This window comes from Ventosimonas gracilis (genome assembly GCF_001580025.1).
Lineage (GTDB): Bacteria > Pseudomonadota > Gammaproteobacteria > Pseudomonadales > Pseudomonadaceae > Ventosimonas > Ventosimonas gracilis.
On sequence record NZ_LSZO01000034.1, the window covers coordinates 15,485 to 41,920 of the forward strand.

A 26,436-nucleotide genomic window follows, 5' to 3' on the forward strand; every position below is an offset into this window, starting at 1 on the left:
GCGTTGAGGTTAAAGCGATGAATGCAAAAAATAATATACTGCACCTGCTTCTCATCCTGTTACTGAACCCATTGATCCCGGCCTTTGCCGGACTGGATCACAGGCCGCGTTACTACTATCAAGCGCCGCAATCCTACCTAGCCTTTAAAACATCACAAGCCTTGGCAAAAAAAGGCGATGCTCTGGCGCAATTTACCCTTTGCCTCGCCTATCGTTTCGGCAAATATGTCCGAAAAAACGCTGAAAAGACCTTATTCTGGTGCAAAACAGCGGCCAATCAAGGATTAGCGCAAGCGCAAGAGTACTTGGGTTATATGTATCTCGATGGCAACCCAGTAGAAAAAGATTACGCCCAGGCTCTACACTGGTTTCAAATCGCCAGCGCACAAAATAATAAGGATGCCCAATATTATCTGGGACAAATGTATGACTACGGCTGGGGGGTAAACCCGGACCATGACAAAGCCATTTATTTCTATCAATTATCCGCCGCGCAAAACAATTACGACGCAAAAAAGGCGCTGGATAAAATCCTGGAAAGATACCGCGACTTTGAAAAAAAACTGCCGCGGGCAAGACAGGGAGATAAAAGTGCGCAGTGGGACTGCGCCAGTCTATGCCTTGGCATCTGGCGTGAACAAGTCATCCGCAAAGAATGTAGTGAGGCGATAGACTGGCTGATCTCATCGGCAGAACAAGGCTACAAATTCTCACAAAAATATCTTGCCGAGTTTTATCTTAAGGGCAAGCACGTAGAACAAAATTACCCAAAAGCACTCTACTTTTTTCAACGGGTTGCCGAGCAAGGCGATTATCATGCGCAGTACCTTATTGGCACCATGTATGAAGAAGGTCTTGGCGTAGACAAAAACCAGAGCGAGGCCATACGCTGGTATCAATTATCCGCCGCACAGGGGCATTGGGGAGCAAAGAAAGCACTGAGACGAATCCGCTATGGCTTCCTTGGAACATGGTTTTCAGAAACCTTTCCGGGTCTCTGACGGATGGATTGATATTGCAAAAACGCCATTTTCCAGCAAGCCCGATCATCTCACCACCTCCCCTTGCCCGCTGCGAGAGGGTAACAACGGCGAGCATTGAGGTTAAAGCTATGAATGCAAAAAATATACTGCAGCTGCTTTCCATCCTGTTACTGAGCCCATTGATCCCAGCCTTTGCCGGGGACTGGACACCACCGCGTTACTACTATGAAGCGCCGCAATCATTAGATGCCTTTAAAACATCACAAGCCCTGGCAAAAAAAGGCGATGCTCTGGCGCAATATTCCCTTTGCCTCGCCTATCGTTTCGGCAAATATGTCCAAGAAAACACTGAGAGCACCTTATTCTGGTGCAAAAAAGCAGCCGATCAAGGATTAGCGCAAGCGCAAAACTACTTGGGTTATATGTATCTCAATGGCAACATGGTAAAAAAAGATTACGCCCAAGCCCTACACTGGTTTCAAATCGCCAACGCGCAAAATTATAAGGATGCCCAATATTATCTGGGACAAATGTACGACTACGCCTTAGGCGTAAACCCTGACCATGACAAAGCCATTTATTTATATCAATTATCCGCCGCGCAAAACGATCACTACGCAAAAAAGGCACTGGATGAGATCCGGCAAAGATACCGCAACTTTGAAAAAAACCTGCCGTGGGCAAGACAGGGGGATAGAGACGCTCAGTGGCACAATAGCGCGGCATGCTTTGGCCTCGCCTACCGTTACCGTGAACTAGTCATCCGCGAAGAATGTAGTGAGGCGATAGACTGGCTGACCTCAGCGGCAGAACAAGGCGACAGCTTCTCACAACGCTATCTTGCCGAGTTTTATCTGCAGGGCAAACACGTAGAACAGAATTACCAAAAAGCACTCTACCTTTTTCAACGGGCTGCAGAACAAGGCAATTCTGATGCGCAGCGCTTTATTGGCACCCTGTATGAAAAAGGCCTTGGCGTAGACAAAAACCAGAACGAGGCCGAACGCTGGTATCAATTAGCCAGCGAACGCGGGGATTACTACCGTTACTCCGATCAAGCGCCGTACTTATACGAAGCCTTTAAAGAATCACAAGCCTTGGCAAAAAAAGGCGATGCTCTGGCGCAATATACCCTTTGCCTCGCCTATCGTTTCGGCAAACATGTCCGAAAAAACGCTGAGAGTGCCTTACTCTGGTGCAAAAAAGCAGCCGATCAAGAATTACCGCAAGCGCAAAACTTTTTGGGTTATATGTATCTCAAGGGCTACATGGTAAAACAAGATTACGCCCAAGCCCTACACTGGTTTCAACTCGCCAGCGCACAACATTATAGGGATGCCCAATATTATCTGGGACACATGTATGACTACGGTTGGGGGGTAAACCCTGACCATGACAAAGCCATTCACTTATATCAATTATCCGTCGCGCAAAACTATGCCTTCGCAAAAAACGCACTGTATGACATCCGGCGAAGATACCGCCACTTTGAAAAAAACCTGCCGCTGGCAAGACAGGGGGATAAAATGGTGCAGTGGCACCATAGTTCGGCATGCCTTCACATCTACCGTAATAAAATCATCCACAAAGAATGTAGTGAGGCGATAAACTGGCTGACCTCAGCGGCAGAACAAGGCCACTGGCTCTCACAACTCCATCTTGCCCAGTTTTATCTGCAGGGCAAGCACGTAGAACAGAATTACCAAAAAGCACTCTACTTTTTTCAACGGGCTGTAGTGCAAGAGCCAGGCGATTCTCGTTCGCTGGATGCGCAGTACCTTATTGGCACCCTGTATGAAAAAGGTCTTGGCACAGACAAAAACCTGGGCGAGGCCATTCGCTGGTATCAATTAGCCGCTAAACGCGGGCATCCGGAAGCAAGCCGCGCACTGAAGCGAATCCACCAAGGCCCCCTTAGAAAATGGTTTTCAAAAACCTTTCTGGGGCACTGACAGATGGATGGATATTGCAAAAACGCCATTTTCCAGCAAGCCCTATCATCCCTTATGAAACGACACCCTCTCCCCACCCTGCTCGCCCTTGATACCGCCACCGAAGCCTGTTCGGTCGCTTTACTTCACCAAGGGCAAATCCTTACCCACTATGAAGTGATTCCGCGTCTGCACGCGGGGCGCCTGCTGCCAATGCTGCAAACCCTGTTAAGTGAAGCCGGTATTGCCTTAAATGCCGTGGACAGCATCGCCTTTGGCCGCGGCCCTGGTGCGTTTACCGGTGTGCGCATTGCCGCCTCAGTCGCGCAGGGCCTGGCGTTTGCCTTGAACTGCCCGCTGCTGCCTATCTCCAACCTCGCCGCCCTCGCCCAGCGCGCCCTGCGCGAGCACGGTGCAGAACAAGTCGCCGCCGCCATTGATGCGCGCATCGGCGAGCTTTACTTTGGCTGCTATCGCTTTGAGCAGGGCGAAATGCGCCTGCAAGGTATGGAAGCGGTACTGCCACCGGCGCAGGCCAGGCTGCCGCGCACGGCAAACGGTGACTGGTTCGGTGCGGGCAGTGGCTGGTCGGTAGCAGGCGGCCATCAACAACTGGCGTTAATCACGCATAAAGACGCATCACTGTTGCCACATGCCGAAGATATTTTGCATCTGGCGCAACGCGCCTTGGCTAGAGGCGAACAAATCCCCGCTGAACAGGCGCAGCCGGTTTATCTGCGCGATAAAGTCACCAGCAAACCTGCGCCTTAAAATAGACTTACAATAAGACGCATACCCTGCCAAGGTTTGCCATGACCGATTTAACTCAATGCCGTTTTTTTATTAGCAAGCCTTCGCCTTGCGGTTATTTGCCGGGGCAACAGGCCAGCAATTTATTGTTTGACCCGCGCGAGACGGTGGATGCTGAACGGTTTATGCAGCTTTGTGAATGTGGCTTTCGCCGCAGCGGTGAACAGTTTTATCGCCCGCGTTGCCAAAGTTGCAATGCCTGCATGCCGCTGCGGGTAGTGGCCAATGAGTTTGTGCCTAATCGACAGCAAAAACGCAATCTAAAGCGTAATGCCGATTTAACCCTGCATATTACAAAACCACGTTTTACGGATGAATATTACGATCTCTACGCGCGTTATATCGAGGGTAAACACGCCGATGGCGATATGTACCCGGCAAGCCCTGAGCAGTTTTCCAGATTTTTATTAAACCCATTGCCGTTTTCCCGCTTTTATGAGTTTCGTAAAGAAGAGCGCTTATTGGCGGTCGCGGTGACCGATGAGCTGCCGCGCGGATTAACCGCCGTTTATACCTTTTACGAGCCGAATGAAGAACAGCGCAGTCTGGGTCGCTTTGCGATTTTGAGCCAAATCAATCAATGCAAACGCTTAGGATTGCATGCGCTGTATTTGGGTTATTTCATCCGCCAATGCCGCAAAATGAATTACAAAACCGAATACCGCCCCATCCAAATGATGATGCACAGCCATCATTGGTATCGCTATAGCGAAAAAGCACTCGCCGATTAAATGCAAATTAAATACAAACAAGGGAAACAACATGCCTTGGTACGCTTGGTTAATCATAATTTTGGCACTGGGTTTGCCGCTGTCTTCCCTATTGTTATTGCGCGATAGCGCAAAGAAATTACCCTTATCTAAAGAACAATTAGAGCGTATTAAACAACGTAATCGAGAACAGGACGCTTTGGATAAAGAGCGCTAGCCCTAACCTCCCTGTCCAAGCTGCGCGGCCAATCGGCCTAGCGTCATCAGCGCCCACTGCGCCTCGCGCTCCCAGGGCACGGCGCAGTTAATCCTAAGGCAATGGTTGAACTGTTCGGTATTGCTGAAAATCATCCCTGGCGCAATGCTGATACCTTGGTCAAGCGCACGCAGATGCAGCGCTTTGGTTTCGATACCGCGCGGCAGGCTCACCCAAAGAATAAAGCCGCCTTCGGGGCGGCTGATTTGTGTGCCGTCTGGAAAATACTCCTGCACTGCCAGTTGGAATTGCGTCAGGTTTTTGCGGTATTCCTGCCGGATTTGCCGCAAATGGCGCTCAAAGCCGCCGTTTTCCAGATAAGCCGCCACGCCCATTTGCGTGACGCTGCATGCCGAATGGGTACTGAAGGTTTGCAGCCGCTGGATTTGTCCCTGCCATTTGCCCGCAATCAACCAGCCGATGCGCAGCCCCGGTGCCAGTGTCTTGGTAAAGGATGAGCAATACAGCACGCGACTATCGCTATCTTGCGCTTTAAGGACGCGGCTTTTGCCTGGCTCAAACATGAGCTCGCCGAAAATATCGTCCTCGACCAGCGGCAAATCAAACTCTTGGCACAGACGCAAAAGCTGCTGCTGGCGTTCGGGCGGCATGCTCGCACCCAACGGGTTGGACAGCCTTGAGGCCAGCACCAGCGCTTTGATCGGCCACTGCGTCGCGGCCAGGCGCAGCGCCTCCAGACTTAATCCGCTTTGCGGGTCACAGGGGATTTCAATCACCTTAAGCCCAAGCAAATCAGCCAGTTGCAACAGGCCGTAATAGGCGGGCGACTCGGTTGCAATTAAATCGCCGGGGCTGGTCAACACGCGCAGCGACATTTGCAGCGCCTCTACACAGCCGTGAGTGACGATAACCTCGCCCGGGTCTACCACAACGCCCGCATCACGCATGCGGATGACGATTTGCCGACGCAGCGGCTCAAAGCCGGGGCTGAACATATAGCCAAAAGCCTGCCCGCCATGAAAGCGCGTGACCTTGTAAAGCTGCTGATGCAGCGCCCTAAGCGGCAGATAGTCGCCGTGCGGCACCGCCGTGCCGAGCGGGAAAGCACCGGCGCGACGTGATTCGGCGAGCACCTTGGCAATAATGCTGGCGCGAGTGACCAGCGAAGGCGGCTCAACTTTAGCCATGTTCGGCGCGGGTGCGGTCAAGGCTTGGCTTTCGCCCACCTGCTCGCGCACGTAATAGCCCGACTGCGGACGGGCGCGAATCAGTCCTTGGTCTTCGAGCCGTGCATAAGCCTGTAATACCGTGGCGTGACTGACATTAAGCTGCTGGCTTAACTTGCGCACCGAAGGCACTTTTTCCCCCGGCCGATACACGCCACGCTGAATGTCAGCTTCCAATTGTCGGGCGATTTTCTGGTACAGCAGGGCAGTCATGGGCTATCTATCAAACGCTGCAACGGGCAAGCCCGCATTCTGCCACAAACTGTACCGGTACAGTTTGCTGCTCTGTTTCTCACAAGCAGCAGCGGGAAGTCAGCTAAATGACTGCCCAATCAATTGCTTAAGTCGCTGCCCGCACAGGGCGCGGCACAGCCCGATGGGCTTTTGCATGGGCGTGTCGATAGCGGCCAGCATGGCATTGAGGATGGCCTCTTCGGTCGCCTGCACGGCGGCGAGATAGAGCGGGTCGATATACTCATCGTTCAAACAATCGAAACTAACCCGCGCCGGTGAAAGCGGCGGTAGCCGGCGAGCATTGGCGGTACTGAAGGCCAAAAAGATGTCACCGGAATTATTGCCGCCGGGCGTTCCGCCCAATGCAAGCCCAAGTCCGGCACGCTGTGCCAGCCGTTCCAGTTGATGCGGCAACAGCGGCGCATCGGTTGCCAGAATAACGATGATGGAGCCACGTTCATCTTCCAACCCGCTCGGCGGCGGTTCGCTCCAACGCTCGCCAACCGGCACGCCAAGCACACGAAACCATTCACGTCGCCCATGATTGGCCTGCACCAGTGCGCCTAAACAGTATCGCTGCCGATCAATCTCGATAAGCCGTGAGGAGGTACCGGTACCTCCCTTAAAACCGTAGCAAATCATGCCGTTACCACCGCCGACATTACCCTCGGCGACAGCGCCGCCCTGTGCACTGTCGAGCGCGGACAGTGCGTCGTTTTCAGTAACGTATAGGCCGTTGATGTCGTTAATCACACCGTCGTAGGTTTCTGCCACCACCGGCATCGCCCACAGATGATGTTCGATAAATTCATCTTGGTACTGCCGCAGCATCCAGCGCACCGCCGCCTGATGCAGCGTACCGACCGCATGGGTATTGCTGATACAGACCGGTCCTAGAAAATAGCCGCCGTGTTTTATCCAGTGGCTGCCGGTCATCTCGCCATTACCGTTAAGGACATGAATTCCGGCAAAAACCGGCTGCGGCGAGCGCTGATAACCGCGTGGCAAAATAGCGGTTACACCGGTTTTTATCCGCTTGCCGCTTTCAGCGATATCGTCCAGTGTGCGATAACCCACCAAAACGCCCGCCACATCGGTAATGGCATTAAGTGGTGCGGGCGTACCAAGCAATGGCAAACCCAGTTCACGGGCGCGCGGTTTTTTGTTGATAATCATATAGTTATTTCCTTTTAACGACTTTGCCTGCTGCGAAAATACAAGCCAAGCGCTGCAATCAATAATGAAGCAAGCAACAATAACGTCGCAATGGCGTTGATTTCCGGCTTTATACCGCGCCTAATCATGCCGTAAATAAAAACCGGCAAAGTAGTTGAATCCACACCGGCAATAAAATAGGTAATGACCAAATCATCCATTGAAATAATAAATGCCAGTAACGCCCCGCCAATTACCCCGGGCAAAATTTGCGGCAAGGTAATGCGCCGAAAGGTTATCCAGGGGGATGCACCCAAATCAGCAGAGGCCTCTTCAAGCTGCGTATTCATCCCCGCCAAACGGGCGCTGACGACAATAAAGACATAACTGATTAAAAATGTGCAGTGGCCAATAATAATGGAGACTTTGCCCAGCGGCAGCCCCACACTGATAAAGAAAATCAGCAAGGCAATACCCAGCACAATATCCGGCATCAACATTGGCATAAACAACAATAGGCGGTACAGCGATTTAAGGCGAAAACGAAAACGCGCCAGGGTTAATGCGGTTAATGTGCCGACAGCCGTTGAAATCAGCGTAGTAAAAAACGCCACGGTTAAACTGCTGCGCAGTGACGCGAGCAATTGGCTTGTTGATTCCAGATACAGCGCATTTTCACTTAGGTTATTGGATAGACCAAAGATGGAGCGATACCAGTCCAGGCTAGCGCCGCTCCACACCATCATATTGATGGGATTGGCGTTAAATGAATAAAATACAATCAGCGCAATCGGCAAATACAAAAAGATAAAAAACAGTAGAGCAAAGCTGCCGAGTATCCGCCGCAACCCATTCATCTGCTAACCTCGCCTTGTTCATGACGGCTTTGCAGCAATACGTAAAGTGTTAAACAGAGCAATACCGCCGCCATCAGCAGCATGGCGAGTGCTGCGCCAAACGGCCAATTACGAGCGGAAAGAAACTGCTGCTCGACCAATGAACCAATCATTAAAACCCGTGCGCCGCCTAATAATGAAGGCACGATAAAGTTGCCAAGGCTGGGGATAAAGACCAACAAAGAGCCTGCGGCAATACCCGGTAAAGTTAACGGCAAGGTTATCCGCCAAAAGCTCTGCAGGCGGCTTGCGCCCAAATCGGATGAGGCTTCCAGCAGGCTCGGGTTGAGTTTTTCGACGCTGGCATACAGTGGCATAAACATAAAAGGCACGAGGATGTAACACAGGCCAATCAGTACCGAACCTTCACGGTACATTAAGTCAAACGGCTCTGTGCCACCTGTGGCAAGCCAAAGGCTGTTGATAAAACCGCTCGGGCGCAAAATTAAAAGCCAAGCGTAAAGGCGTACAATCAAACTGGTAAAAAACGGCAAAGTAATTAAAAACAAACAGAAGTTGCGCATGCGTTGCGGCTGGCGAGCCACCCAAAAAGCCATCGGATAGCACAGCAGCAAACAACAAACCACAGTCATCAGCGCAAGTTTGAGCGAGCGCACAATAATGGCGAGGTAAACCGGGTCAAAATCCTCATAAGTGCCATCGGCAAAGCCCAGCACGCGACCAAAGTTATCGGGATAGAACTGCCACTCCACACCGCCATAAACGCCCGGCTCCAAAAAACTGTATAGCGCCATAATGCCAAGCGGCAGCAGGAAGAACAGGCCAACGACCAAGCTGACCGGCAGCAGCCGCAGCGCCAACGCCGCTCGCTTATGCACTGGATGCCTCCAACCAATGCGCCGACTGCGGCGCGTACCACAGTCTGATCGCTTGCCCAACTTGCAGGGCGATTTGCCGCGCCGTATCACTGACGGTGGCCTTAACCGCAAGGCCATGTTCGCTGCGTACCAGCAATTCAAAATCCTTGCCAAGAAACATCCATTGCTCCACCTGCCCACGCAACTGGGCGTAGCCTTCTCCCGGGCAGGTCAAATAAAACTGTTCCGGTCGCAACAATAGTTGCCCTTGCCGCCCAATCGTTAAACCGCTCTGCTTGCCCAGCCAAAAACGCTCGCCGCTTTGATGCACAAGCTCAGCACCCTGTGCGGTGATGTTCTGCACCTGTAGCGGATACAGGTTACTGTCGCCGATAAATCCGGCGACAAAGGCATTGGCCGGACGGTCGTAAATCTGCGCGGGCGCGCCACTTTGCTGGATGCGCCCGCCGTTTAACACAACGATACGGTCGCTCATGGTCAACGCTTCTTCTTGGTCGTGGGTGACGAAGACAAAGGCAATCCCGAGCTCATGCTGCAAATGCTTTAACTCGCGCTGCATGGTTTGGCGCAGTTTGCGGTCGAGCGCGGACAGCGGCTCATCCAGCAAAAGCAGCGCCGGGCGGTCTACCAGCGCCCGCGCCAGTGCTACACGCTGCTGCTGGCCACCAGAAAGCTGCGCCGGTTTACGCCTTTGCATACCGGCAAGCCCGACCAATTCCAGAACCTCGCCCACCCGTCGGTTGCGCTGCGCCTTGGCTACGCCGCGCACATCCAGCGCATAGCCAACATTGGCCTCAAGGTTCATGTGCGGAAACAGTGCGTAGCTCTGAAATACCGTGTGTACCGGCCGCAAGTGCGGCGGTACGCCTTGCATGGAGCGTCCCTGAATACGCAGTTCACCGCTATCGAGCGGCTCAAATCCGCTGATGGCTCGCAGCAATGTGGTCTTGCCGCAACCGGAAGGCCCCAGCAGGGTGACAAACTCACCCTCAGCAACGATCAGGTTTACCCCGTCCAACGCTTGCACCAAGCCGCCTTCCGGCGTGCGAAAGCACTTGACCGCATCACAGACTTCAACGACATCCGCCATTACGCCACTCATACCTGCGGCTCAATCTGCGCTGCGAAAGCGCGTCCAGGCACGGTCGTACTGGCGTAACGCGCGGCCTAAATCCTCAAAAATCTGCAAACGTGCCATGACTTCGGGCGGCGGATTGATTTGCGGGTTATCACGCAGCTCTGGCGGCAATAGTTTTACCGCTTCACGATTGGGCGTACCGTTCATTTGCTGTACGACATTCATGGCGGCAATTTCCGGCCTTAAAAAGAACTCCATAAAGCGTTTGGCATTTTCTTTATTTGGCGCACTTTTCAGCATGCACATATCTTCCTGATAAAGCGTGGCACCTTCTTTGGGAATCACATAAAACAGATTATCAGGGTCGCTCTTGGCGTACATTAACGCGCCAACAAAAAAATGTGCCGCCGCTACATCGCCGGACATCACCAGCGTTTGACTGTCATAACTGAATGCCGACACCAAGGATTTACGCGCCAGTAACCAATCGGTCGCCTGTTTTAAATCATCGGGGTTTTCACTGTTGACCGATTTACCATTAACGATTAGAGCAAGTCCTAAAGTCTCGCGCATATCATCCAGCAGAATGACTTTTTTACCAGACCTGGCTTCGGCAAAAAAATCTGCCCAACTTTCTATCGGCTTGGAGACTTGCGATTTATTGTAAAAAATTCCCACCGTACCCCAAGCATAGGGCAAACAATATTCGCCTTTTGGGTCAGATTTAGCTCGCAAGAAAGCCGTATCAATATTCTTAAAACCCTCACTCTGGTTAATATGGGTTTTTTCCAAAAGCCCCAGCGCCGCCATGCTGTCGTGCATATGCACTGAAGGAAATACCAAATCGTAACCCGTTGCACCGGCTTGTAACTTCGCGAGCATTTCTTCATTGCTGCCGTACACATCCAAGGACACTTTAATGCCGCTTTCCTCAGTAAAACGACCAAGAATTTGCGGATTGATATAGTTGCCCCAGTTGTACAAATGCAATTCCCCGTTCGCCTGCGCAGCGCTGGCGACAAACCATACGGCAACAAAGACCGCACGAAGATTATTCAGTAACATGGGTTCTCTCCCTTATTGTGATTTATTGTGCTATGGTGGTTTGGCTCAGTCCGCCGTACGTACACGCGTCCAAGCGCGGTCATACTGACGTAAATCGCGGCCTAAATCTTCAAAGATTTGCAACTTGGCTCGCACTTTTTCTGGCGGGTTGATTTGTGGATTATCGCGCAGTTCAGCCGGCAATAAAGCGATAGCAGCACGGTTGATGGTGCCGTTCATTTGTTGCGCGGCGTTCATCGCAGCAATTTCCGGCCTTAAAAAGAATTCCATAAAGCGCTTGGCATTTTCTTTATTTGGCGCACTTTTTAGCATGCACATATCTTCTTGATAGAGCGTTGCGCCTTCTTCCGGAATGACCACAAACAAATTATCCGGGTCGCTCTTGGCATAGATGAGTGAAGTACCGACAAAAAAATGCGCCGCCGCCACATCGCCGGAAGCCACTAACGCCTGCACATCGTAAGTAAAGGCACTGATTAACGGTTTGCGTTGCAACAACCAATCGGTCGCCTGTTTTAAATCTTCCGCATTATGGCTATTGACCGACTTGCCATTAACAATCAAACCCACGCCCAAGGTTTCCCGTACATCATCAAGCATGGTGACTTTTTTGCCCAATTGGGCCTCAGCAAAAAAATCTGCCCAACTTTCTATCGGTTTGGAGACTTGCGATTTATTGTAAAAAATTCCCACCGTGCCCCAAGCATAGGGCAAACAATATTCGCCTTTTGGGTCGGATTTAGCGCGCAAGAAAGCCGTATCAATATTCTTAAAACCCTCACTCTGGTTAATATGGGTTTTTTCCAAAAGCCCCAGCGCCGCCATGCTGTCGTGCATATGCACTGAAGGAAATACCAAATCGTAACCCGTTGCACCGGCTTGTAACTTGGCGAGCATTTCTTCATTGCTGCCGTAAACATCCAGGGACACTTTAATGCCGCTTTCCTCAGTAAAACGACCAAGAATTTGCGGATTGATGTAGTCGCCCCAGTTGTACAGGTGCAACTCTTCGGCGGCGGCGTTGCTGACGAGCCAAGCAGCCAGTACTGCGATAAGCGGATACCTTGTCATGGGGTTCTCCACGTTTTTTGTTGTGAAGCGCGAAAGATACTCTTGCATCGATTCGCGGACTTTGCGACAAGGGTAGACTATATTTATTCCAAAATCCAACTCTGTGATATAAAAATGTCATTCCTCCACTGCGCAGGATGCTCCCCATGCTCAGCACCCATCTGGAACAGCTCGGCAAGCTGACCCCATCCGAACGTAAACTCTGGGTTTATCTGCAAGCCAATCTGGAAACGCTGGCCTTTGAGAACGGCGCAACACTCGCGCAAAAAAGCGGAGTTAGCCCGAATACCGTCAGCCGTTTCCTGCGCAGGCTCGGCTACAAGGGTTTGAAAAGCCTGAAAGAAGAACTGCGTGATGCCGTGCGCGTGCAGTCTTTGCTCAATGGCACACTGATTGAGCGCCTTGAGCAACCGGATGACTTAATTGCCCACCTCAATGAAGAAATCGAGGCGCTGCGCGAATTTGCCGAGTGTCTTGGCAGCGCCCATTGGCAGGACATCGTAAGCCGCGTCAGCCGTGCTGAACGGGTATTTGTCTGCGGTTTCCAGACCATACGAGGCCTCGCCGAAGACTTTGCCAATCGCCTTGCCTTGGTACGCGAAGGTGTGGAGTTTCTTGACCTTTACAGCGGTGTGCTGGGGCAGTGGCTGGACAGCCACAAACAGCGCTGCTGTGTGATTTTGATTGATATTGCGCCCTACGCCGATGCCGGTATCGCTTTTGCCAATCATTGCCTGCAACAGGATACCGATTTAGTGGTTTTTACCGACGAATACGGCATTGCCCGCCATATTCACACGCCGCATATCCTCTGTATGAAGACCAAAACGGGCCTCATTCTCGAATCCACCGGCGGGCTGACCTGTGCGCTCAATGTGCTGCTGCATTGCGTTGCCAGCGCCCATAAAAGTCATCTAAAAAACCGCCTCGCGGCTTATCGGGAACGGGTGCAGCGGTTGCGGTTATATCGTACATAGCCTCCCTCCCCTGCATGCGGGAGAGGGAGGAGTAAACGCTAACGGTTTAGCCGCTTTTCAATTAAGCCATCCACCACACTGGGGTCGGCCAGTGTTGAGGTATCGCCTAAGGTTTCCAGCTCGTTGCAGGCGATTTTGCGCAGGATGCGGCGCATGATTTTGCCCGAGCGGGTTTTCGGTAAAGCCGATGCCCACTGGATTAAATCGGGTTTGGAGAAGTTGCCGATTTCTTTACCGACCAGCGCGGTCAGCTCTTTTTTCAGCGCATCGCTCGGCTGCACTGTGGCCATTAGCGTGACAAAGGCATAGATGCCCTGGCCTTTGATGTCATGTGGGTAGCCGACTACGCCTGCTTCGGCCACGGCTTCGTGCAGCACCAGCGCGCTTTCTACTTCGGCGGTACCAATGCGGTGACCGGAGACGTTAATCACATCGTCGATGCGGCCGGTAATCCACCAGTAGCCGTCTTCGTCACGGCGTGCGCCGTCGCCGGTGAAGTAGTAGCCGGGGTAGGCGCTGAAATAGGTTTCCAGCATGCGCTGCGGGCTGCCAAACACGCTGCGGATTTGGCTTGGCCAACTGGCTCTGATGGCGAGCACGCCGCTGCCTTCTCCTTCAATTTCCTTGCCTTGTTCGTCGAGTAGCAGCGGTTGCACGCCAAAGAATGGGCGCGTCGCTGAACCGGGTTTAAGTTCAGTTGCACCGGGTAGCGGGGCAATCATGATGGCGCCGGTTTCGGTCTGCCACCAGGTATCGACAATCGGGCAGCGCCTTTGCCCGACGACATTAAAATACCATTCCCAAGCCTCTGGATTGATGGGTTCGCCCACGGTGCCGAGCAGACGCAAGCTTTGCCGTGAGGTTTTTTTCACCGGCTGATCGCCTTCGCGCATCAATGCTCGCAATGCGGTGGGCGCGGTGTAAAAGATATTGACCTGATGTTTATCGACCACCTGCCAAAAACGCGAGCAGTCGGGGTAGTTGGGTACGCCTTCAAATATCAGGCTGATGGCACCGTTGGCCAGCGGTCCGTAGACGATGTAACTATGCCCGGTGACCCATCCGACATCGGCGGTGCACCAAAAAATATCGCCTTCGTGGTAGTCGAAGATGTATTTGTGGGTCATCGCCACTTGCAGCAGGTAGCCGCCGGTAGTGTGCAGTACGCCTTTGGGCTTGCCGGTCGAGCCTGAGGTATAGAGGATAAACAGCGGGTCTTCGGCATCCATCCACTCTGGCGGGCAATCGGCGGGTACCGTTTGCAGCGCAGAGGCATAACGCAAATCGCGTCCTTCACAAAACCCTACCGCCGCGCCGGTGCGTTCAACCATCACTACGGTCGTGACCTTCGGGCATTCGCTGAGCGCTTTATCCACATTGTTTTTTAACGGGATACGTTTGCCGCCGCGCACGCCTTCATCAGCGGTAATCACCGCGCGGCAGTCCGAATCCAAAATACGGTCGCGCAGCGAATCCGGCGAAAAACCGCCGAAGACGACCGAATGCACCGCGCCAATACGGGCGCAAGCCAGCATGGCAAAGGCCGCTTCAGGAATCATCGGCATATAGATGCAGACCCGGTCGCCCTTGTTAATGCCCCGGCTTTTCAGCAGATTGGCAAGACGGCAGACCTTATCGTGCAATTCGCGGTAGGTAATTTTTTTCGACTCATTCGGCTCGTCGCCTTCCCAAATAAAGGCCACTTGTTCGGCACGTGCGCTCAGATGACGGTCGATGCAGTTATACGCAACATTAAGCTTGCCACCGGCAAACCAAGTCGCCGTGCCTTGCTGCATCACACCTTGGCAGACGCTATCCCAAGGTTTGAACCAGTCGAGAAAGGCGCTCGCCTGCTCGCCCCAAAACTGCTGTGGCTGTTCAATCGACTGGCGGTACAGGCGCAGATAGTCCTCATCGGTGAGATGGGCACGCTGGCGCACGGCTTCGGAGACGGGATGACGGGTAATCTCATACATGACAAGTTCCTTGTTGTGCTTTTTAAAGATCGCAAGTCTGGCGCACAGTGCTGTGGCTTTCAAGCAAGCCAAAGTCGCAAAACACTACAACCAAAGAATTGCCAGAGGGCATTCTGTGGTAAAACCTTGGCTTTGCCGCTATACCCACAAAAGACACAAGAATAAATCGGAGCGTTGTTATGTCTAAAACCATTGCCTTTTTCCCGGAAGCCGCCTATGGCCCTGCGCTTAATTCCGTGGGTATCGCCCAAGCCTGCCAGACATTGGGATACCGGTGCGTCTTTTTAACCGACCCGGGCATGAGCGGTCTGTATAGCGGTTACGGTTTTGAAGAATATCCAGTCAATATGTCCGCGCCTATGCCTGCCGATGAAATGGCGCGTTATTGGTCAGATTTTATCAATAGTCATTTGCCTAACTTTCGTAAATCGCCCATCGAGCAACTGGATAATTATATTAAGGAATGCTGGGCAGCCATAGTCGAAACCAGCCAATGGGCGCAAAAAGAGCTGCCTGCATTACTCAAACAACTCAAGCCGGATTTAATTTGCGTGGATAACGTCATTTTATTTCCGGCCATTAAGCAATACAGCAAAGCACAGGGTAAACCTTGGGTAAGGATTATTTCCTGTTCGGAAAACGAAATCGAAGACCCCGATATTCCGCCGCACCTATCCGGCATGGCGCAAGATGACAAAGACGGCCACGCACGGTTTCGCGCCGCGTTTCATCAGGCGATCAAAGAAGTCCACGCGGGCTTTAATGATTTTCTTATCCGTTGCGGCGAACGACCTTATCCGCTGGGTACTTTTTTTGAAGACTCACCCTGGATGAATTTATTGCTCTATCCCGATCCGGTGCGCTTTAACCGCCGTCATCCCCTCGATAGCGGGCGTTTTCATTATTTGCAAGGCTGCGTACGTAAAGAAGCGCCTTACGCCATACCAAAGTTTCCAGTTAATCACGACAAGCCATTAATTTATGTGAGCTTCGGCAGCTTGGGCTGCGGCGATACCGATTTAATTAAGCGGCTTATCCAAGTACTTAGCTCTCTGCCCTATCGCGTATTGGTCAATGTCGGCGATTATCTCGATGCTTATTCACAGCTACCCAATAATGTATTGATTGACCAATGGTTTCCGCAGCCTTCGGTGATTGCGCAAGCGGATTTGGTGATTCATCACGGCGGCAATAACAGTTTTACCGAATGCCTTTATTTCGGCAAACCGGCCATTATCATGCCCTACGCTTGGGACGGCCACGATAATGCCATGCGCGTGCAGGAAACCGGCCACGGCCTGCGTCTTGATCGTTATGACTGGACAGCAAGCCAGCTTGCCGCGAATATCGCTCACTGCTGCACCGATGCAAAAATAAGGCAACGCCTGCAACAGACCAGCCACCACATGCAAGCACGCCCCGGCCCGCTCGAAGCGGCGCACATTCTCGATAAAATCCTGCAAAACACTGAAAAGGAAAACCATGAAAACGCCCGTTATTAAAAAACCCGCTGCCGTCACCGCACTTACCGATTGGGGTGCTATCGACAATGGCCTGCAAGGCCGCTCGCAAACCAGCGGCCGGTTGCTGCATAAAGGCGCAAACGGTCAATCCGAATGCGGCATTTGGCGCTGCACCCCAGGCAAATGGCGCTGCGAGGTTGAGCGCGACGAGTTCTGCCACTTCCTTGAAGGCCGCTGCACTTACATTCACGAAAACGGTGAAGTGATTGAGATAGACGGCGACTGTATTGTCTTTTTCCGCAAAGGCTGGAAAGGCGTTTGTCACGTTACTCAAGAAATTTGTAAGGTTTATATGATTGCTTAAAAGGTAAAACGATGAGTGTGGATAATCTGCTGCAAGCGGCCAGGGCGAATCAACGAGGTCCTGCACCGGTACATTTGTGGAACCCGCCTTTTTGTGGCGATATGGATATGCGTATTGCCCGTGACGGTACTTGGTATTACTTGGGTACGCCTATTGGCCGTCATTCGATGGTGCAACTTTTTTCGCGGATTATCCGCCGTGACGGCGAGCAGTATTTTCTGGTCACGCCGGTGGAAAAAGTCGGTATCCGCGTCGATGACGCACCCTTTGTTGCAGTGGATATGCAAGCTGAGGGCGAAGGAAAAACGCAAGTGCTGCGTTTTGTAACCCATGTGGGCGACGAGGTCACGGCAAACGCCGAACACCCCATTCGCGTGGTAATTGATCAAAAAAGCGGCGAACCTGCACCTTATATTCTCGTGCGCGATAATTTAGAGGCGTTAATTCACCGCAATTTGTTTTACCGCTTGGTAGCAATGGCCGAAGAGCAATCCATTAACGGCGAACAATGGTTGGTCGTTTTTAGCAGCGGACAATGTTTCCCTATCGGTCCGCTGCCAAGCTAAAGCGCATTACATATTCGGGTAATTCGGCCCGCCGCTGCCTTCCGGCGTAACCCAAGTGATGTTTTGCGCCGGGTCTTTAATATCACAGGTTTTGCAGTGCACACAGTTTTGCGCATTGATTTGAAACTGGCTCTGCCCGCTGTCATCTTTAACCACTTCATAAACCCCGGCCGGACAATAACGCTGCGCCGGCTCATCATATTTTGGCAAGTTCTGCCCAATCGGAATTAAAGGGTCGGTTAGTCGTAAATGAATGGGCTGGTCTTCTTCATGATTGGTATTGGATAAAAATACCGAAGACAACTTGTCAAAACTCAGTTTGCCATCCGGCTTGGGATACTCAATAGCTGCCGACTGGCTCGCTTCTTTTAAGCAGGCGTAATCGGGCTTGTTATCGTGCAGCGTTAGCGGGATTTTACCGCCAAACAGGTTTTGGTCGATAAAGTTAAAGGCACCGCCAAGCAAGGTTCCAAACTTGTGCAGCGCCGCGCCGAAGTTGCGGCTACGGAACAACTCGTCATACAGCCAACTGGCTTTAAAGGCTTCAACATAATCCGTCAGTTCGTCGCCTTCACGCTGCGTCAAAAGCGCTTTTGCAATGGCTTCAGCGGCGAGCATGCCGGATTTCATCGCCGTATGACTGCCTTTGATTTTGGCAAAGTTAAGTGTGCCTAAATCGCAGCCAATTAATGCACCGCCCGGGAAAACCATCTTCGGTAATGAATTAAAACCGCCTTTACAAATCGCCCGTGCGCCATAGGCTACCCGCCTGCCGCCTTCGAGATACTGCGCAATCCGCGGATGATGTTTATAGCGCTGAAACTCGTCAAAGGGCGATAAAAACGGATTGGAATAGGATAAATCGACAATCAAGCCAACCACTACCTGGTTATTTTCCAAGTGATAAAGAAAAGAGCCACCGGGGTTTTCATTATTGAGCGGCCAACCCGCGGTATGCACCACTAATCCCGCTTCATGTTTAGCCGGGTCAATATCCCAAAGCTCTTTAATACCGATACCGTAATGCTGGGCGTCGGCTTCGCTGTCTAGTTGATATTTTTTAATAAGCTGCTTGCCGATATGACCACGGCAACCTTCGGCAAATAGCGTGTACTTACCACGAAGTTCCATACCCGGGGTATAGCCGTCTTTCGGCTGTCCATCTCGGCCTACGCCAAGGTCGCCCGTGATAATGCCGCGCACAATACCGTTCTCATCGAGCAAAGCTTCTTGTGCGGCAAAGCCGGGGTAGATTTCTACGCCCAATGCTTCGGCCTGTTCAGCCAGCCAGCGGCACAGGTTGCCGAGCGAGATAATGTAATTGCCCTCGTTGTGCATGGTTTTTGGCACAAAGAGGTTAGGCAGTTTGCTGGCTTTTTCAGCGCTTCTCAGTAAATAAATATCATCACGCAAAACCTTGGTGTTAAGTGGCGCGCCTTTTTCTTGCCAATCGGGGAATAACTCATTTAACGCACGCGGTTCAAACACGGCTCCGGAGAGAATATGAGCACCGACTTCCGAGCCTTTTTCCACCAAACAAACACTGATTTCCTGCCCCGTTTCAGCGGCCTTTTGCTTTAACCGGCAAGCCGCTGCAAGCCCCGCAGGTCCCCCGCCGACGATGACCACATCAAATTCCATAAACTCGCGTTCCACGGACAATCTCCCATTTGTTTATTCAGGCTGGTTGTTTTACCAAAGGCCGCGCGTACCGGGCGCGGCGGCATTATAGCGAGCTGGACTTCCGACTGACTGTATCTGCGCGGACAGTTTGCAGAATGCCTGCCAGCGCCGTCCACTATCATAAAAACGTGACCTGCGCACTAAAAATCCGCACAATGCCAAGGTTTTTACGCTATTTCCCTTGATTTTTACCCGCTTTTGAGAGCATCCCTTTGCCGTTGATACAAATGCGTCTGTTAGTGCTGGGCAGTGATACCACCTTGGGGCAAGCGTTGCTGCGTCAAGCAGGCGGCCTGGGTATTGATTTTGTCTGTCTGCCTACGCCCGCCGAAGGTTTCACCTGGCAAGCCGCCAAGACGCATCTGGATAAAGAGCGCCCGGACGCTTTACTTAATCTTGCGCATGATTGGAATGGATTTCAGTCAACAAACCTACAGTCACTGTCTGCCGGGGAGCGCTTAAGTCGTTATCTGGCCAATTATTGCGCAAAGCGCGGCATTATTTTGCTGCAACCATCCAGTTACCTGGTATTCGACGGCACACGCGCGATGGCTTATGACGAACAAGAACCGCTGGCCCCGCTAGGTGCCATCGGCACAGCCTTGCAGCGTATGGAAGAGCACCTGCGTTCGCGCTGCCAAAAGCATGTATTGCTGCGCTTTGGCTGGTTATTGGATGAAAGCCGCGGCGGGCATTTAGAGCGTTTTTTACAGCAAGCGAGCCAAGCTGGCGAAGTACCCGCCGCCGATGACCGCCGTGGCAGCCCCTGCACCGTAGACGATGCCGCGCGGGTGCTGCTGGCCGTGCTGAAACAACTTGATTGCGGGGCAGCGCTTTGGGGCACCTACCATTATGGCGGACATGAAGCGAGCACGGCGCTGGCGCTGTATCAAGCGATTTTGGATGAAGCGGCGCAGTTTCACCCTGCCCTTGCCGCAAGACTTTTGCCAACGCCACACGAACTATGCAAAGACCACCAAACCGAGCCGCAGCACGCGGTGCTTTCCTGTAAAAAAATCCTCGAAACTTTTGGCATTAAACCGCGTGCCTGGCGGGTGGGTTTGGCCGATGTACTCAAGCGGTATTTTCAGCGGGGTCAAACCGCTTAATCTTCGTAATGCGCTCGCCCGGGATTTTTAGCCGCTGATGAATTGCAAATAAAAAACCAATCACCCGACTACAGAAAAATCAATCCAAAGACAGTTGAAATAATCTCGCCAATATCACGCTGCCCATCATCAGATTTATCCGGCTTATACAAGACTGCAACGATTTCGCCACGCCGATCAGCAGGCGGGTTACTGCCAGTGGTTGAATAAGGCATCTGTGTCTTGGCTGTTCTTGCTACGGCTGCGCTTTCTTATTAAATCAATCACCGTAGCGGATGCAGAAGCGGCTGTTTGTTCAAATCTCGCCTCTTTTTGATAAAACCAAAAAGATTCACCCAATTGCCAGTCTATCCTCATCGTGCAAGCACTCCCTTTGCTTTTGTTTTATCGGTGAAGTTTAACTGGGTTATCCATTGCTCCAGTGCTTTTGCCGGATTTTCAGCAGCGGTAATCGGCCTGCCCACGACCAAATAATCCGCGCCCTCGGCCAAGGCTTCATTCGGGTTTAAGGTACGCCTTTGGTCATCAGCCGCGCAGGCTGCCGCGCGGATGCCGGGCGTGACCAGCGCCAAGTCCGGATACGCGGCTTTCAGGGCGCGGGCTTCGCGGGCGGAGCAGACCAAACCGTCTAATCCAGCCTCACTTGCCAATCCAGCGAGGCGCAGTACCTGTTGTTCGGGTTCGCAGTCAAGGCCAATCCCCGCCAAATCACTGCGTTCCATGCTGGTCAATACGGTTACGCCAATCAGCAGCGGCTTGCCCCCTGCGCATTGTTCAAGCACTTCGCGGCAGGCTTGCAGCATGCGAAGGCCTCCACCGCAATGCACATTGACCATCCATACGCCAAGTTCGGCAGCGGCTTTTACCGCCATTGCGGCGGTATTGGGGATGTCGTGAAATTTAAGATCCAAAAAGACTTCAAAGCCTTTGTTCTGCAAGGCTTCAACCACGAAAGGACCTGCCCTGGTAAATAATTCCTTGCCCACTTTCAGGCGACACTGCGATGGCTGCAACTGTTCGGCCAGTGCAATGGCCTTATCCGCCGTAGGAAAATCCAGCGCGAGGATAAACGGGGTTTGGCAGACCGGCATATCAGTGACTCGCCAGTGCCGAGTGGCTTAAATCCAGCCAGTCGAGCAGGATTTGTCCGCTTTCGACCAACCAGGCGTCTTTTTCGGGTTTGGGTTTTTCGGCCTCGACCTGCAAGCCGTTATCGCCTTCTTCCTCAGACAGACTTTGCAAGGGTTCCTCACCCTTAGCCTTGCGGCGGGTATTTTCCAGCGCCAGTTGCTCGGCTTCGATGCTTTGCTGAAAGGCGCGGCGGCGCGTTTCGTTCAGACTGACTTCGGTTTGCTGCATCAGCCGCTGGTTCAGCGCCAGACGCTCGCGGGTAAAGACAAAATCAGCATTAGCGGCCACGCGCTGGTCATGACGCTTTTGTAGCTCATAAAGGTATGGCGTAAAGGGATTGGCGGGAATGGAGCTGTTTTTCGATGGGTAGTTAAGACTGTCCCAGGGCATGGCTTGCGGCAGGCTGCTTTCGCCAATTTCTTTGGTATCGATCAGCGTGGGGTAGCTGATGTCGGGTATCACACCGCGCAGTTGGGTGCTTTGCCCGGAAACGCGGTAGAACTTGGCGAGGGTTAATTTGAGTTCGCCGTGATTAAGCGGCTGAATGCTTTGTACCGTGCCTTTGCCGAAGGTCTGCCCGCCGAGCACCAAAGCGCGGTGATAATCTTGCATGGCGGCGGCAAAAATTTCCGAGGCTGAGGCGGAAAGACGGTTGACCAGTACCGTAAGCGGGCCGCTGTAATAGGCTTGTTCGCCGTCGCTTTCGGCAAACAGCGGGTCAATTTGCCCATTACTGTTACTGACTAATACCACCGCGCCCTGGCGGATAAAAAGGCCGGAAAGCTCGGTCGCTTCTTGCAGCGAGCCACCGCCGTTGTTGCGAAGGTCAATCACCACGCCGTCTATCTTGTCCTGCTTAAGCTCATCAAGCAGGCGTTTGACATCGCGCGTGGTGCTGCGGTAATCCTCGCGTCCCGCGCGCAGCGCTTTAAAGTCGAGATAAAAGGCCGGAATATCAATAACCCCCAAGGTATAGGGGCGACCTTGGCGGGTTAAGTGCAACAGGGATTTTTTCGCCGCTTGTTCTTCGAGCTTGACCGCCTCGCGGATAATCACCACCACTTTGCTGGTTTTGTCATTCGGTGCATTGCTGGCCGGGATGACCTCAAGGCGCACTTTGGAGCCTTTGCGACCACGTATCAGCTTGACCACTTCATCCAGTCGCCAGCCGACCACATCGACCATTTCGCCATTACCTTGCGCCACGCCAATAATGCGGTCGGCCGGCGCCAGTTGCTTGCTCTTGTCGGCGGGACCTGCCGGTACCAGACGAACGATTTTGACGAAGTCATTATCGCTTTGCAGCACCGCGCCGATGCCTTCCAGCGACAGGCTCATATTGATGTCAAAGGTTTCGGCGTTATCCGGCGACAGGTAGTTGGTATGCGGGTCGTAAGAGCCGGTAAAGGCGTTTATGTAAGTCTGGAAAATATCCTCGGCGCGCGTTTGTGCAAGGCGGGTGAGTTGATTGCGATAGCGCTTGGTCAGTTGTTCCTCAATCGCCTGATCATCTTTACCGGTAATGCGCAGGCGCAGCACTTCGTCTTTCAGCCGTCTGCGCCAGAGATCATCCCGTTCAGCACGGGTTTTAAGCCAAGGCGCATCTTTGCGTTCGGTTTGCAGTGTTTCATCACGGGAAAAATCCATCGCCCCGATGCCTTTGCCAAGCTCGGCCAAGATAAAATCAAGCTGCTCGCTGGCGCGGTCGAGATAACGCTTGTAGAGAGTAAAGGCCGGTTCTAAATCGCCTTTTTTCAGCAGGTCGTCGAAACGCGTCTGCCAGCGGTCAAACTCTTTGATGTCGCTCTCGATAAAGTAGCTGCGCGACGGGTCGAGCATCTTCAGATAGCCCTGATAAATCAGCCGCGAGCGGGCATCATCCAGCAGCAACTTGCTGTAGTGATAACGGCGCAGCAGCTCAACGGTATTTAAGCTGGCAATCACTTGCTTGCGGCTGGGTTCGAGTTCGTCCCAAGGATTGCCTGCACTGTGCGCAAACGAAGCAAGCAACGCTGATAAAAAGACAACGAGCAAAGTGGCTCGGGCAAGGGGCGTTTTCATAGGCGGTTCACATAATCTCGGGTAGCGGCAGATGGTAGCTCAAAAGTCGGCTCGCTTAGCGTTGTACCTTTATCGTGCTTTTTATCACGTTTTAAGTGCAAGCGGCGCCCGTCCGCTTGCTTCTGTCCTCGCGCGGGGTGGTTTTAAAGAAGTTGCGGTAGCTGCTGGAAAAATGCGGCCCGGAGGAAAAACCGCACGATAGGCCAATTTGGATAATGGATTTACTGGTTTGCAATAGTAGTTGCCGCGCTTTGGCAAGACGCAGCTCCAGATAATATTGGCTCGGCACTTTGCCTAAATATTGTTTAAAGATGCGCTCCAACTGACGGCGTGATACGCAGACCAAACGGGCAATATCATCGGTGGAAAGCGGCTCTTCGATATTGGCCTCCATCAAAATAACCGCTTGGGTCAATTTGGGATGGCCGGTGCCTAAGCGATTTTGCAGTGGAATGCGCTGAAGTTCATCGCCGCCGCGCCGCCGCTCAATCACCCACTCTTCGGCCAAACGTCCGGCCAGTTCCGCGCCAAAATCACGAACCAGCAGCGCCAGCAGCAAATCGACAATGGCAAAGCCTCCACAAGCACTGATGCGGCCTTGGTCAATATCAAACAGGTGATTGCTGGCCAAAACGGCCGCAAAGCGTTCGGCAAAGTCTTCGCGAAAAAGCCAGTGCACTGCAGTGCGATAGCCATCGAGCAGCCCGGCCTGCGCCAGTGGATAAATCCCCGCGCCTAAACCACCCAGCACACAGCCGCGCTGCGCCGCTTGCTTGAGCGCGGCGCTTAATTCAGGTGCAAGCGCGACTGAAGGTTCGCCTGCAAGCAGCAACAGACACTGCGTCTGCGCCAAATGTGACTCGCTCCACGGCTCGCCTGGCAACTGCCAGCCCGCCGCGTTTTTCTTCGGAGGCTCGCTGTGCAGAATCTGCAGCGAACCTACAGCAGGCTCAAGCGCTCGCGCACGGCTGAGCAACTGCTGGGTCAGCGCCACAGAAAGGGCGTCGGCACAGGGAAACAGCAACAGGGTTATTGGGCGAAAAAACATGCGACGAGTTTACCTGCTTTCACGCATCGCGCGGCCTGCGGTAAGGGAATACATCGATAATTTTCCCTGCGGCTATCGCCTGTTGCAGACTTTGCCAAAAGTCTGCGTCAAACAATTCCCCGTGCAGTTGATTGAACAAGCGCCGCTTTGCGCTATCGGCAAATAAAAAAGTCGGGAACTCTTCTGGAAACACATCTTGGGGGGCAATGGAATACCAAGGTTCGGCAGCCATTTCGTCTTCTGGATAACGCGGCGGCGGAATACGGCGAAAGTTCACTTCATGCAAGAAACAAATTTCATCGTAATCGTAAAACACCACACGCCCATGCCGGGTGACACCAAAGTTTTTTAACAGCATATCGCCGGGGAAAATATTGGCCGCCGCCAGTTGTTTAATGGCAAGGCCATAATCGTCCAATACCTCTTTTTGTTGCAAAGCGCTTGCCTGTTCCAGATAGAGATTAAGCGGAATCATTCGTCGCTCCGTCCAGCAATGGCGAATCAACACTTGCCCGCTTGCTTCCAAAACCACGGTGGAAGGAGCTACCTCCAATAATTCAGCCAAACATTCGGGAGCAAAGCGTTCTTTAGGAAAGCGAAAATCAGAAAACTCCTGGGTATCGGCCATGCGCCCTACCCTATCGATATTTTTAACCAACCGGTATTTTTCAATAACGGTATGCCGTTCAATGGTTTTAGTCGGCGAAAAACGGTCTTTAATGACTTTAAAAACCGTATTAAAGCCCGGCAAGGTAAATACACTCATAACCATGCCACGCACGCCGGGCGCCATGACAAACTGCTCATCACTGCTCGCCAAATGGGCAATCAGTGCCCGATAAAACTCGCTTTTGCCCTGCTTGTAAAAACCAATCGAGGTATAAAGCTCGGCAATATGTTTACCCGGCAATATACTTTTAAGAAAACCGACAAAATCCGCCGGAACCGGCACATCGACCATAAAATACGAACGGGTAAAAGAAAAAATAATCGATACTTCGTCTTCATCGGTAATCAACGCATCGGCGACAATGCCGCGCTCTTCATCGTGGATTAACGCAATCATTAACGGCCATTGCCTGTTCTGCCCATAAATGCGCCCCACTAAATAAGCGCCTTTATTGCGATAAAGCACGCCGGAAAACAATTCAATCATTTGCCAAGCGTCCACCGGCAAACTGTCTGCTAATTGCTGCGCGAGACGCTGGCTGTCGGCGTTAAGGTCGGCAAAAGGCAGATCAAAACGGTAATCGCGCAAAATCTGCGCTAAACAACCGGCCATATCGCCTTTCGGAGGGTAATCACGGGTTTGCGTAGTGCGCGCTTGCTCGCGGCGCAGCGGGCGCGTGCTGTGGATAAACATGCAGCGGTCGCTGATAAGGTCATGGCTGAACAGGCTGCAAAAAATCGAGTTGTACCAGGTCTCGGCCAGCTCATCGTCAAAACGCGGGTCAATCAGCTGGATATACGCGGCTTTTACATCCGGCCAATAGGCGACATCGAGCAGCAACGTATCGCTATAAGCACGGCACAGAGTATCGCGCGTGGCCTTGACTTTGAGTTCGTACAGGGCAATGCGCTCGCTGGCCGCCTGCTGCGTGGCAGGCCACTGGCCACGCTCAAAACGTTCGCGCGCACCGCGGGTGATGATTTGGAACTGCTCGCGGTAGTCGTCAAAGCCCGCCAGAATCAGGCGGGCAATCGTATCGGCAGGCCATTGTTTGGGCATGTTGATCTCTTGAGCAATAAAAGCGAGGGTCTTAGGAAGCAAACATGTTTTTATGGCATGATAACTTCCTGATATGACTGGTAAAAATAGGTACTTCAAACGTTCGAAAATCAG

At 52.5% G+C, this 26,436-nt stretch carries 23 protein-coding genes; 10 read left to right on the forward strand and 13 right to left on the reverse strand.

Annotated features, from left to right (window positions below; translation table 11 throughout):
• The first annotated feature begins 17 nt into the window (after positions 1-17).
• The 5 genes from AXE65_RS01730 to AXE65_RS13180 are packed head-to-tail and all read left to right on the forward strand — an operon-like array spanning position 18 to position 4,651.
• Complete coding sequence (locus tag AXE65_RS01730; RefSeq protein WP_068387141.1) at positions 18-1,001, forward strand: tetratricopeptide repeat protein; 984 nt, start codon at positions 18-20, stop codon at positions 999-1,001.
• Positions 1,002-1,015: 14 nt separating this feature from the next.
• Positions 1,016-2,935: a tetratricopeptide repeat protein gene (locus AXE65_RS01735; RefSeq protein ID WP_160330579.1), complete on the forward strand. Its 1,920-nt coding sequence runs from the start codon at positions 1,016-1,018 to the stop codon at positions 2,933-2,935.
• 54 nt (positions 2,936-2,989) lie between these two features.
• Entirely contained in the window at positions 2,990-3,685 is a 696-nt protein-coding gene (gene tsaB / locus AXE65_RS01740; RefSeq protein WP_068387147.1) for a tRNA (adenosine(37)-N6)-threonylcarbamoyltransferase complex dimerization subunit type 1 TsaB, read from the forward strand.
• A gap of 41 nt (positions 3,686-3,726) precedes the next feature.
• Positions 3,727-4,455: an arginyltransferase gene (locus tag AXE65_RS01745; protein WP_068387150.1), complete on the forward strand. Its 729-nt coding sequence runs from the start codon at positions 3,727-3,729 to the stop codon at positions 4,453-4,455.
• Positions 4,456-4,486: 31 nt separating this feature from the next.
• The gene (locus tag AXE65_RS13180; protein ID WP_079213996.1) at positions 4,487-4,651 is read left to right on the forward strand and encodes a DUF2897 family protein; all 165 of its coding nucleotides are present in this window, start codon (positions 4,487-4,489) and stop codon (positions 4,649-4,651) included.
• Positions 4,652-4,653: 2 nt separating this feature from the next.
• Here the strand turns inward: AXE65_RS13180 and AXE65_RS01750 are convergent, their stop codons facing one another.
• From AXE65_RS01750 to AXE65_RS01780, 7 genes are all read right to left on the reverse strand, one after another.
• Positions 4,654-6,090 (reverse strand): aminotransferase-like domain-containing protein, encoded by a 1,437-nt coding sequence (locus AXE65_RS01750; RefSeq protein WP_068387153.1) that lies wholly within the window; start codon positions 6,088-6,090, stop codon positions 4,654-4,656.
• A gap of 99 nt (positions 6,091-6,189) precedes the next feature.
• Positions 6,190-7,287, reverse strand: a complete 1,098-nt coding sequence (locus AXE65_RS01755) for a DmpA family aminopeptidase (RefSeq protein WP_068387156.1) — start codon at positions 7,285-7,287, stop codon at positions 6,190-6,192.
• Between the two features lie 14 nt (positions 7,288-7,301).
• Positions 7,302-8,123 carry an ABC transporter permease gene (locus AXE65_RS01760; protein WP_068387159.1) on the reverse strand — a complete coding sequence of 274 codons (822 nt, stop codon included), beginning with the start codon at positions 8,121-8,123 and terminating at the stop codon, positions 7,302-7,304.
• On the reverse strand, positions 8,120-9,001 hold the full coding sequence (locus AXE65_RS01765) for an ABC transporter permease (protein ID WP_068387162.1): 882 nt from the start codon (positions 8,999-9,001) through the stop codon (positions 8,120-8,122). Before AXE65_RS01765 ends, AXE65_RS01760 begins: the two co-directional genes overlap by 4 nt.
• On the reverse strand, positions 8,994-10,103 hold the full coding sequence (locus AXE65_RS01770) for an ABC transporter ATP-binding protein (RefSeq protein WP_079213997.1): 1,110 nt from the start codon (positions 10,101-10,103) through the stop codon (positions 8,994-8,996). The genes AXE65_RS01765 and AXE65_RS01770 overlap by 8 nt, the downstream gene beginning before the upstream one ends.
• A gap of 9 nt (positions 10,104-10,112) precedes the next feature.
• Positions 10,113-11,144, reverse strand: coding sequence for a polyamine ABC transporter substrate-binding protein (locus tag AXE65_RS01775; protein WP_068387168.1), 1,032 nt, complete (start codon positions 11,142-11,144; stop codon positions 10,113-10,115).
• A 45-nt stretch (positions 11,145-11,189) separates the two neighbouring features.
• Entirely contained in the window at positions 11,190-12,215 is a 1,026-nt protein-coding gene (locus tag AXE65_RS01780) for a polyamine ABC transporter substrate-binding protein (protein ID WP_068387171.1), read from the reverse strand.
• 146 nt (positions 12,216-12,361) lie between these two features.
• On the opposite strand from AXE65_RS01780, the gene AXE65_RS01785 reads away from it, so the two are divergent.
• Positions 12,362-13,192, forward strand: coding sequence for a MurR/RpiR family transcriptional regulator (locus tag AXE65_RS01785; protein WP_153015362.1), 831 nt, complete (start codon positions 12,362-12,364; stop codon positions 13,190-13,192).
• Between the two features lie 38 nt (positions 13,193-13,230).
• On the opposite strand, the gene acs is transcribed toward AXE65_RS01785, so the two are convergent.
• Positions 13,231-15,168: an acetate--CoA ligase gene (acs, locus tag AXE65_RS01790; RefSeq protein WP_068387178.1), complete on the reverse strand. Its 1,938-nt coding sequence runs from the start codon at positions 15,166-15,168 to the stop codon at positions 13,231-13,233.
• A gap of 179 nt (positions 15,169-15,347) precedes the next feature.
• On the opposite strand from acs, the gene AXE65_RS01795 reads away from it, so the two are divergent.
• From AXE65_RS01795 to AXE65_RS01805, 3 genes are read left to right on the forward strand one after another with little or no spacing between them, the layout of a single operon-like run.
• Entirely contained in the window at positions 15,348-16,670 is a 1,323-nt protein-coding gene (locus tag AXE65_RS01795) for a nucleotide disphospho-sugar-binding domain-containing protein (protein ID WP_068387183.1), read from the forward strand.
• The gene (locus tag AXE65_RS01800; RefSeq protein WP_068387188.1) at positions 16,651-16,995 is read left to right on the forward strand and encodes a cupin domain-containing protein; all 345 of its coding nucleotides are present in this window, start codon (positions 16,651-16,653) and stop codon (positions 16,993-16,995) included. The genes AXE65_RS01795 and AXE65_RS01800 overlap by 20 nt, the downstream gene beginning before the upstream one ends.
• Positions 16,996-17,006: 11 nt before the next feature.
• Positions 17,007-17,561 carry a DUF1285 domain-containing protein gene (locus AXE65_RS01805; protein ID WP_068387191.1) on the forward strand — a complete coding sequence of 185 codons (555 nt, stop codon included), beginning with the start codon at positions 17,007-17,009 and terminating at the stop codon, positions 17,559-17,561.
• Between the two features lie 6 nt (positions 17,562-17,567).
• Here AXE65_RS01805 and AXE65_RS01810 read toward each other — a convergent pair whose 3' ends face one another.
• Complete coding sequence (locus AXE65_RS01810) at positions 17,568-19,217, reverse strand: electron transfer flavoprotein-ubiquinone oxidoreductase (RefSeq protein ID WP_068387197.1); 1,650 nt, start codon at positions 19,215-19,217, stop codon at positions 17,568-17,570.
• 248 nt (positions 19,218-19,465) lie between these two features.
• Here AXE65_RS01810 and AXE65_RS01815 point away from each other — a divergent pair, with 248 nt between their 5' ends.
• Positions 19,466-20,353, forward strand: a complete 888-nt coding sequence (locus AXE65_RS01815; protein ID WP_068387226.1) for a sugar nucleotide-binding protein — start codon at positions 19,466-19,468, stop codon at positions 20,351-20,353.
• Positions 20,354-20,706: 353 nt separating this feature from the next.
• Here AXE65_RS01815 and pyrF read toward each other — a convergent pair whose 3' ends face one another.
• From pyrF to aceK, 4 genes are all read right to left on the reverse strand, one after another.
• The gene (pyrF, locus tag AXE65_RS01820; protein ID WP_068387203.1) at positions 20,707-21,444 is read right to left on the reverse strand and encodes an orotidine-5'-phosphate decarboxylase; all 738 of its coding nucleotides are present in this window, start codon (positions 21,442-21,444) and stop codon (positions 20,707-20,709) included.
• Between the two features lies 1 nt (position 21,445).
• Entirely contained in the window at positions 21,446-23,545 is a 2,100-nt protein-coding gene (locus tag AXE65_RS01825) for a carboxy terminal-processing peptidase (protein ID WP_068387206.1), read from the reverse strand.
• A 91-nt stretch (positions 23,546-23,636) separates the two neighbouring features.
• Positions 23,637-24,593, reverse strand: a complete 957-nt coding sequence (locus AXE65_RS01830; protein ID WP_068387209.1) for a GlxA family transcriptional regulator — start codon at positions 24,591-24,593, stop codon at positions 23,637-23,639.
• 19 nt (positions 24,594-24,612) lie between these two features.
• A complete protein-coding gene (aceK, locus tag AXE65_RS01835; RefSeq protein WP_068387212.1) occupies positions 24,613-26,322 on the reverse strand; it encodes a bifunctional isocitrate dehydrogenase kinase/phosphatase in 1,710 nt (569 codons plus the stop codon).
• Positions 26,323-26,436 lie beyond the last annotated feature (114 nt).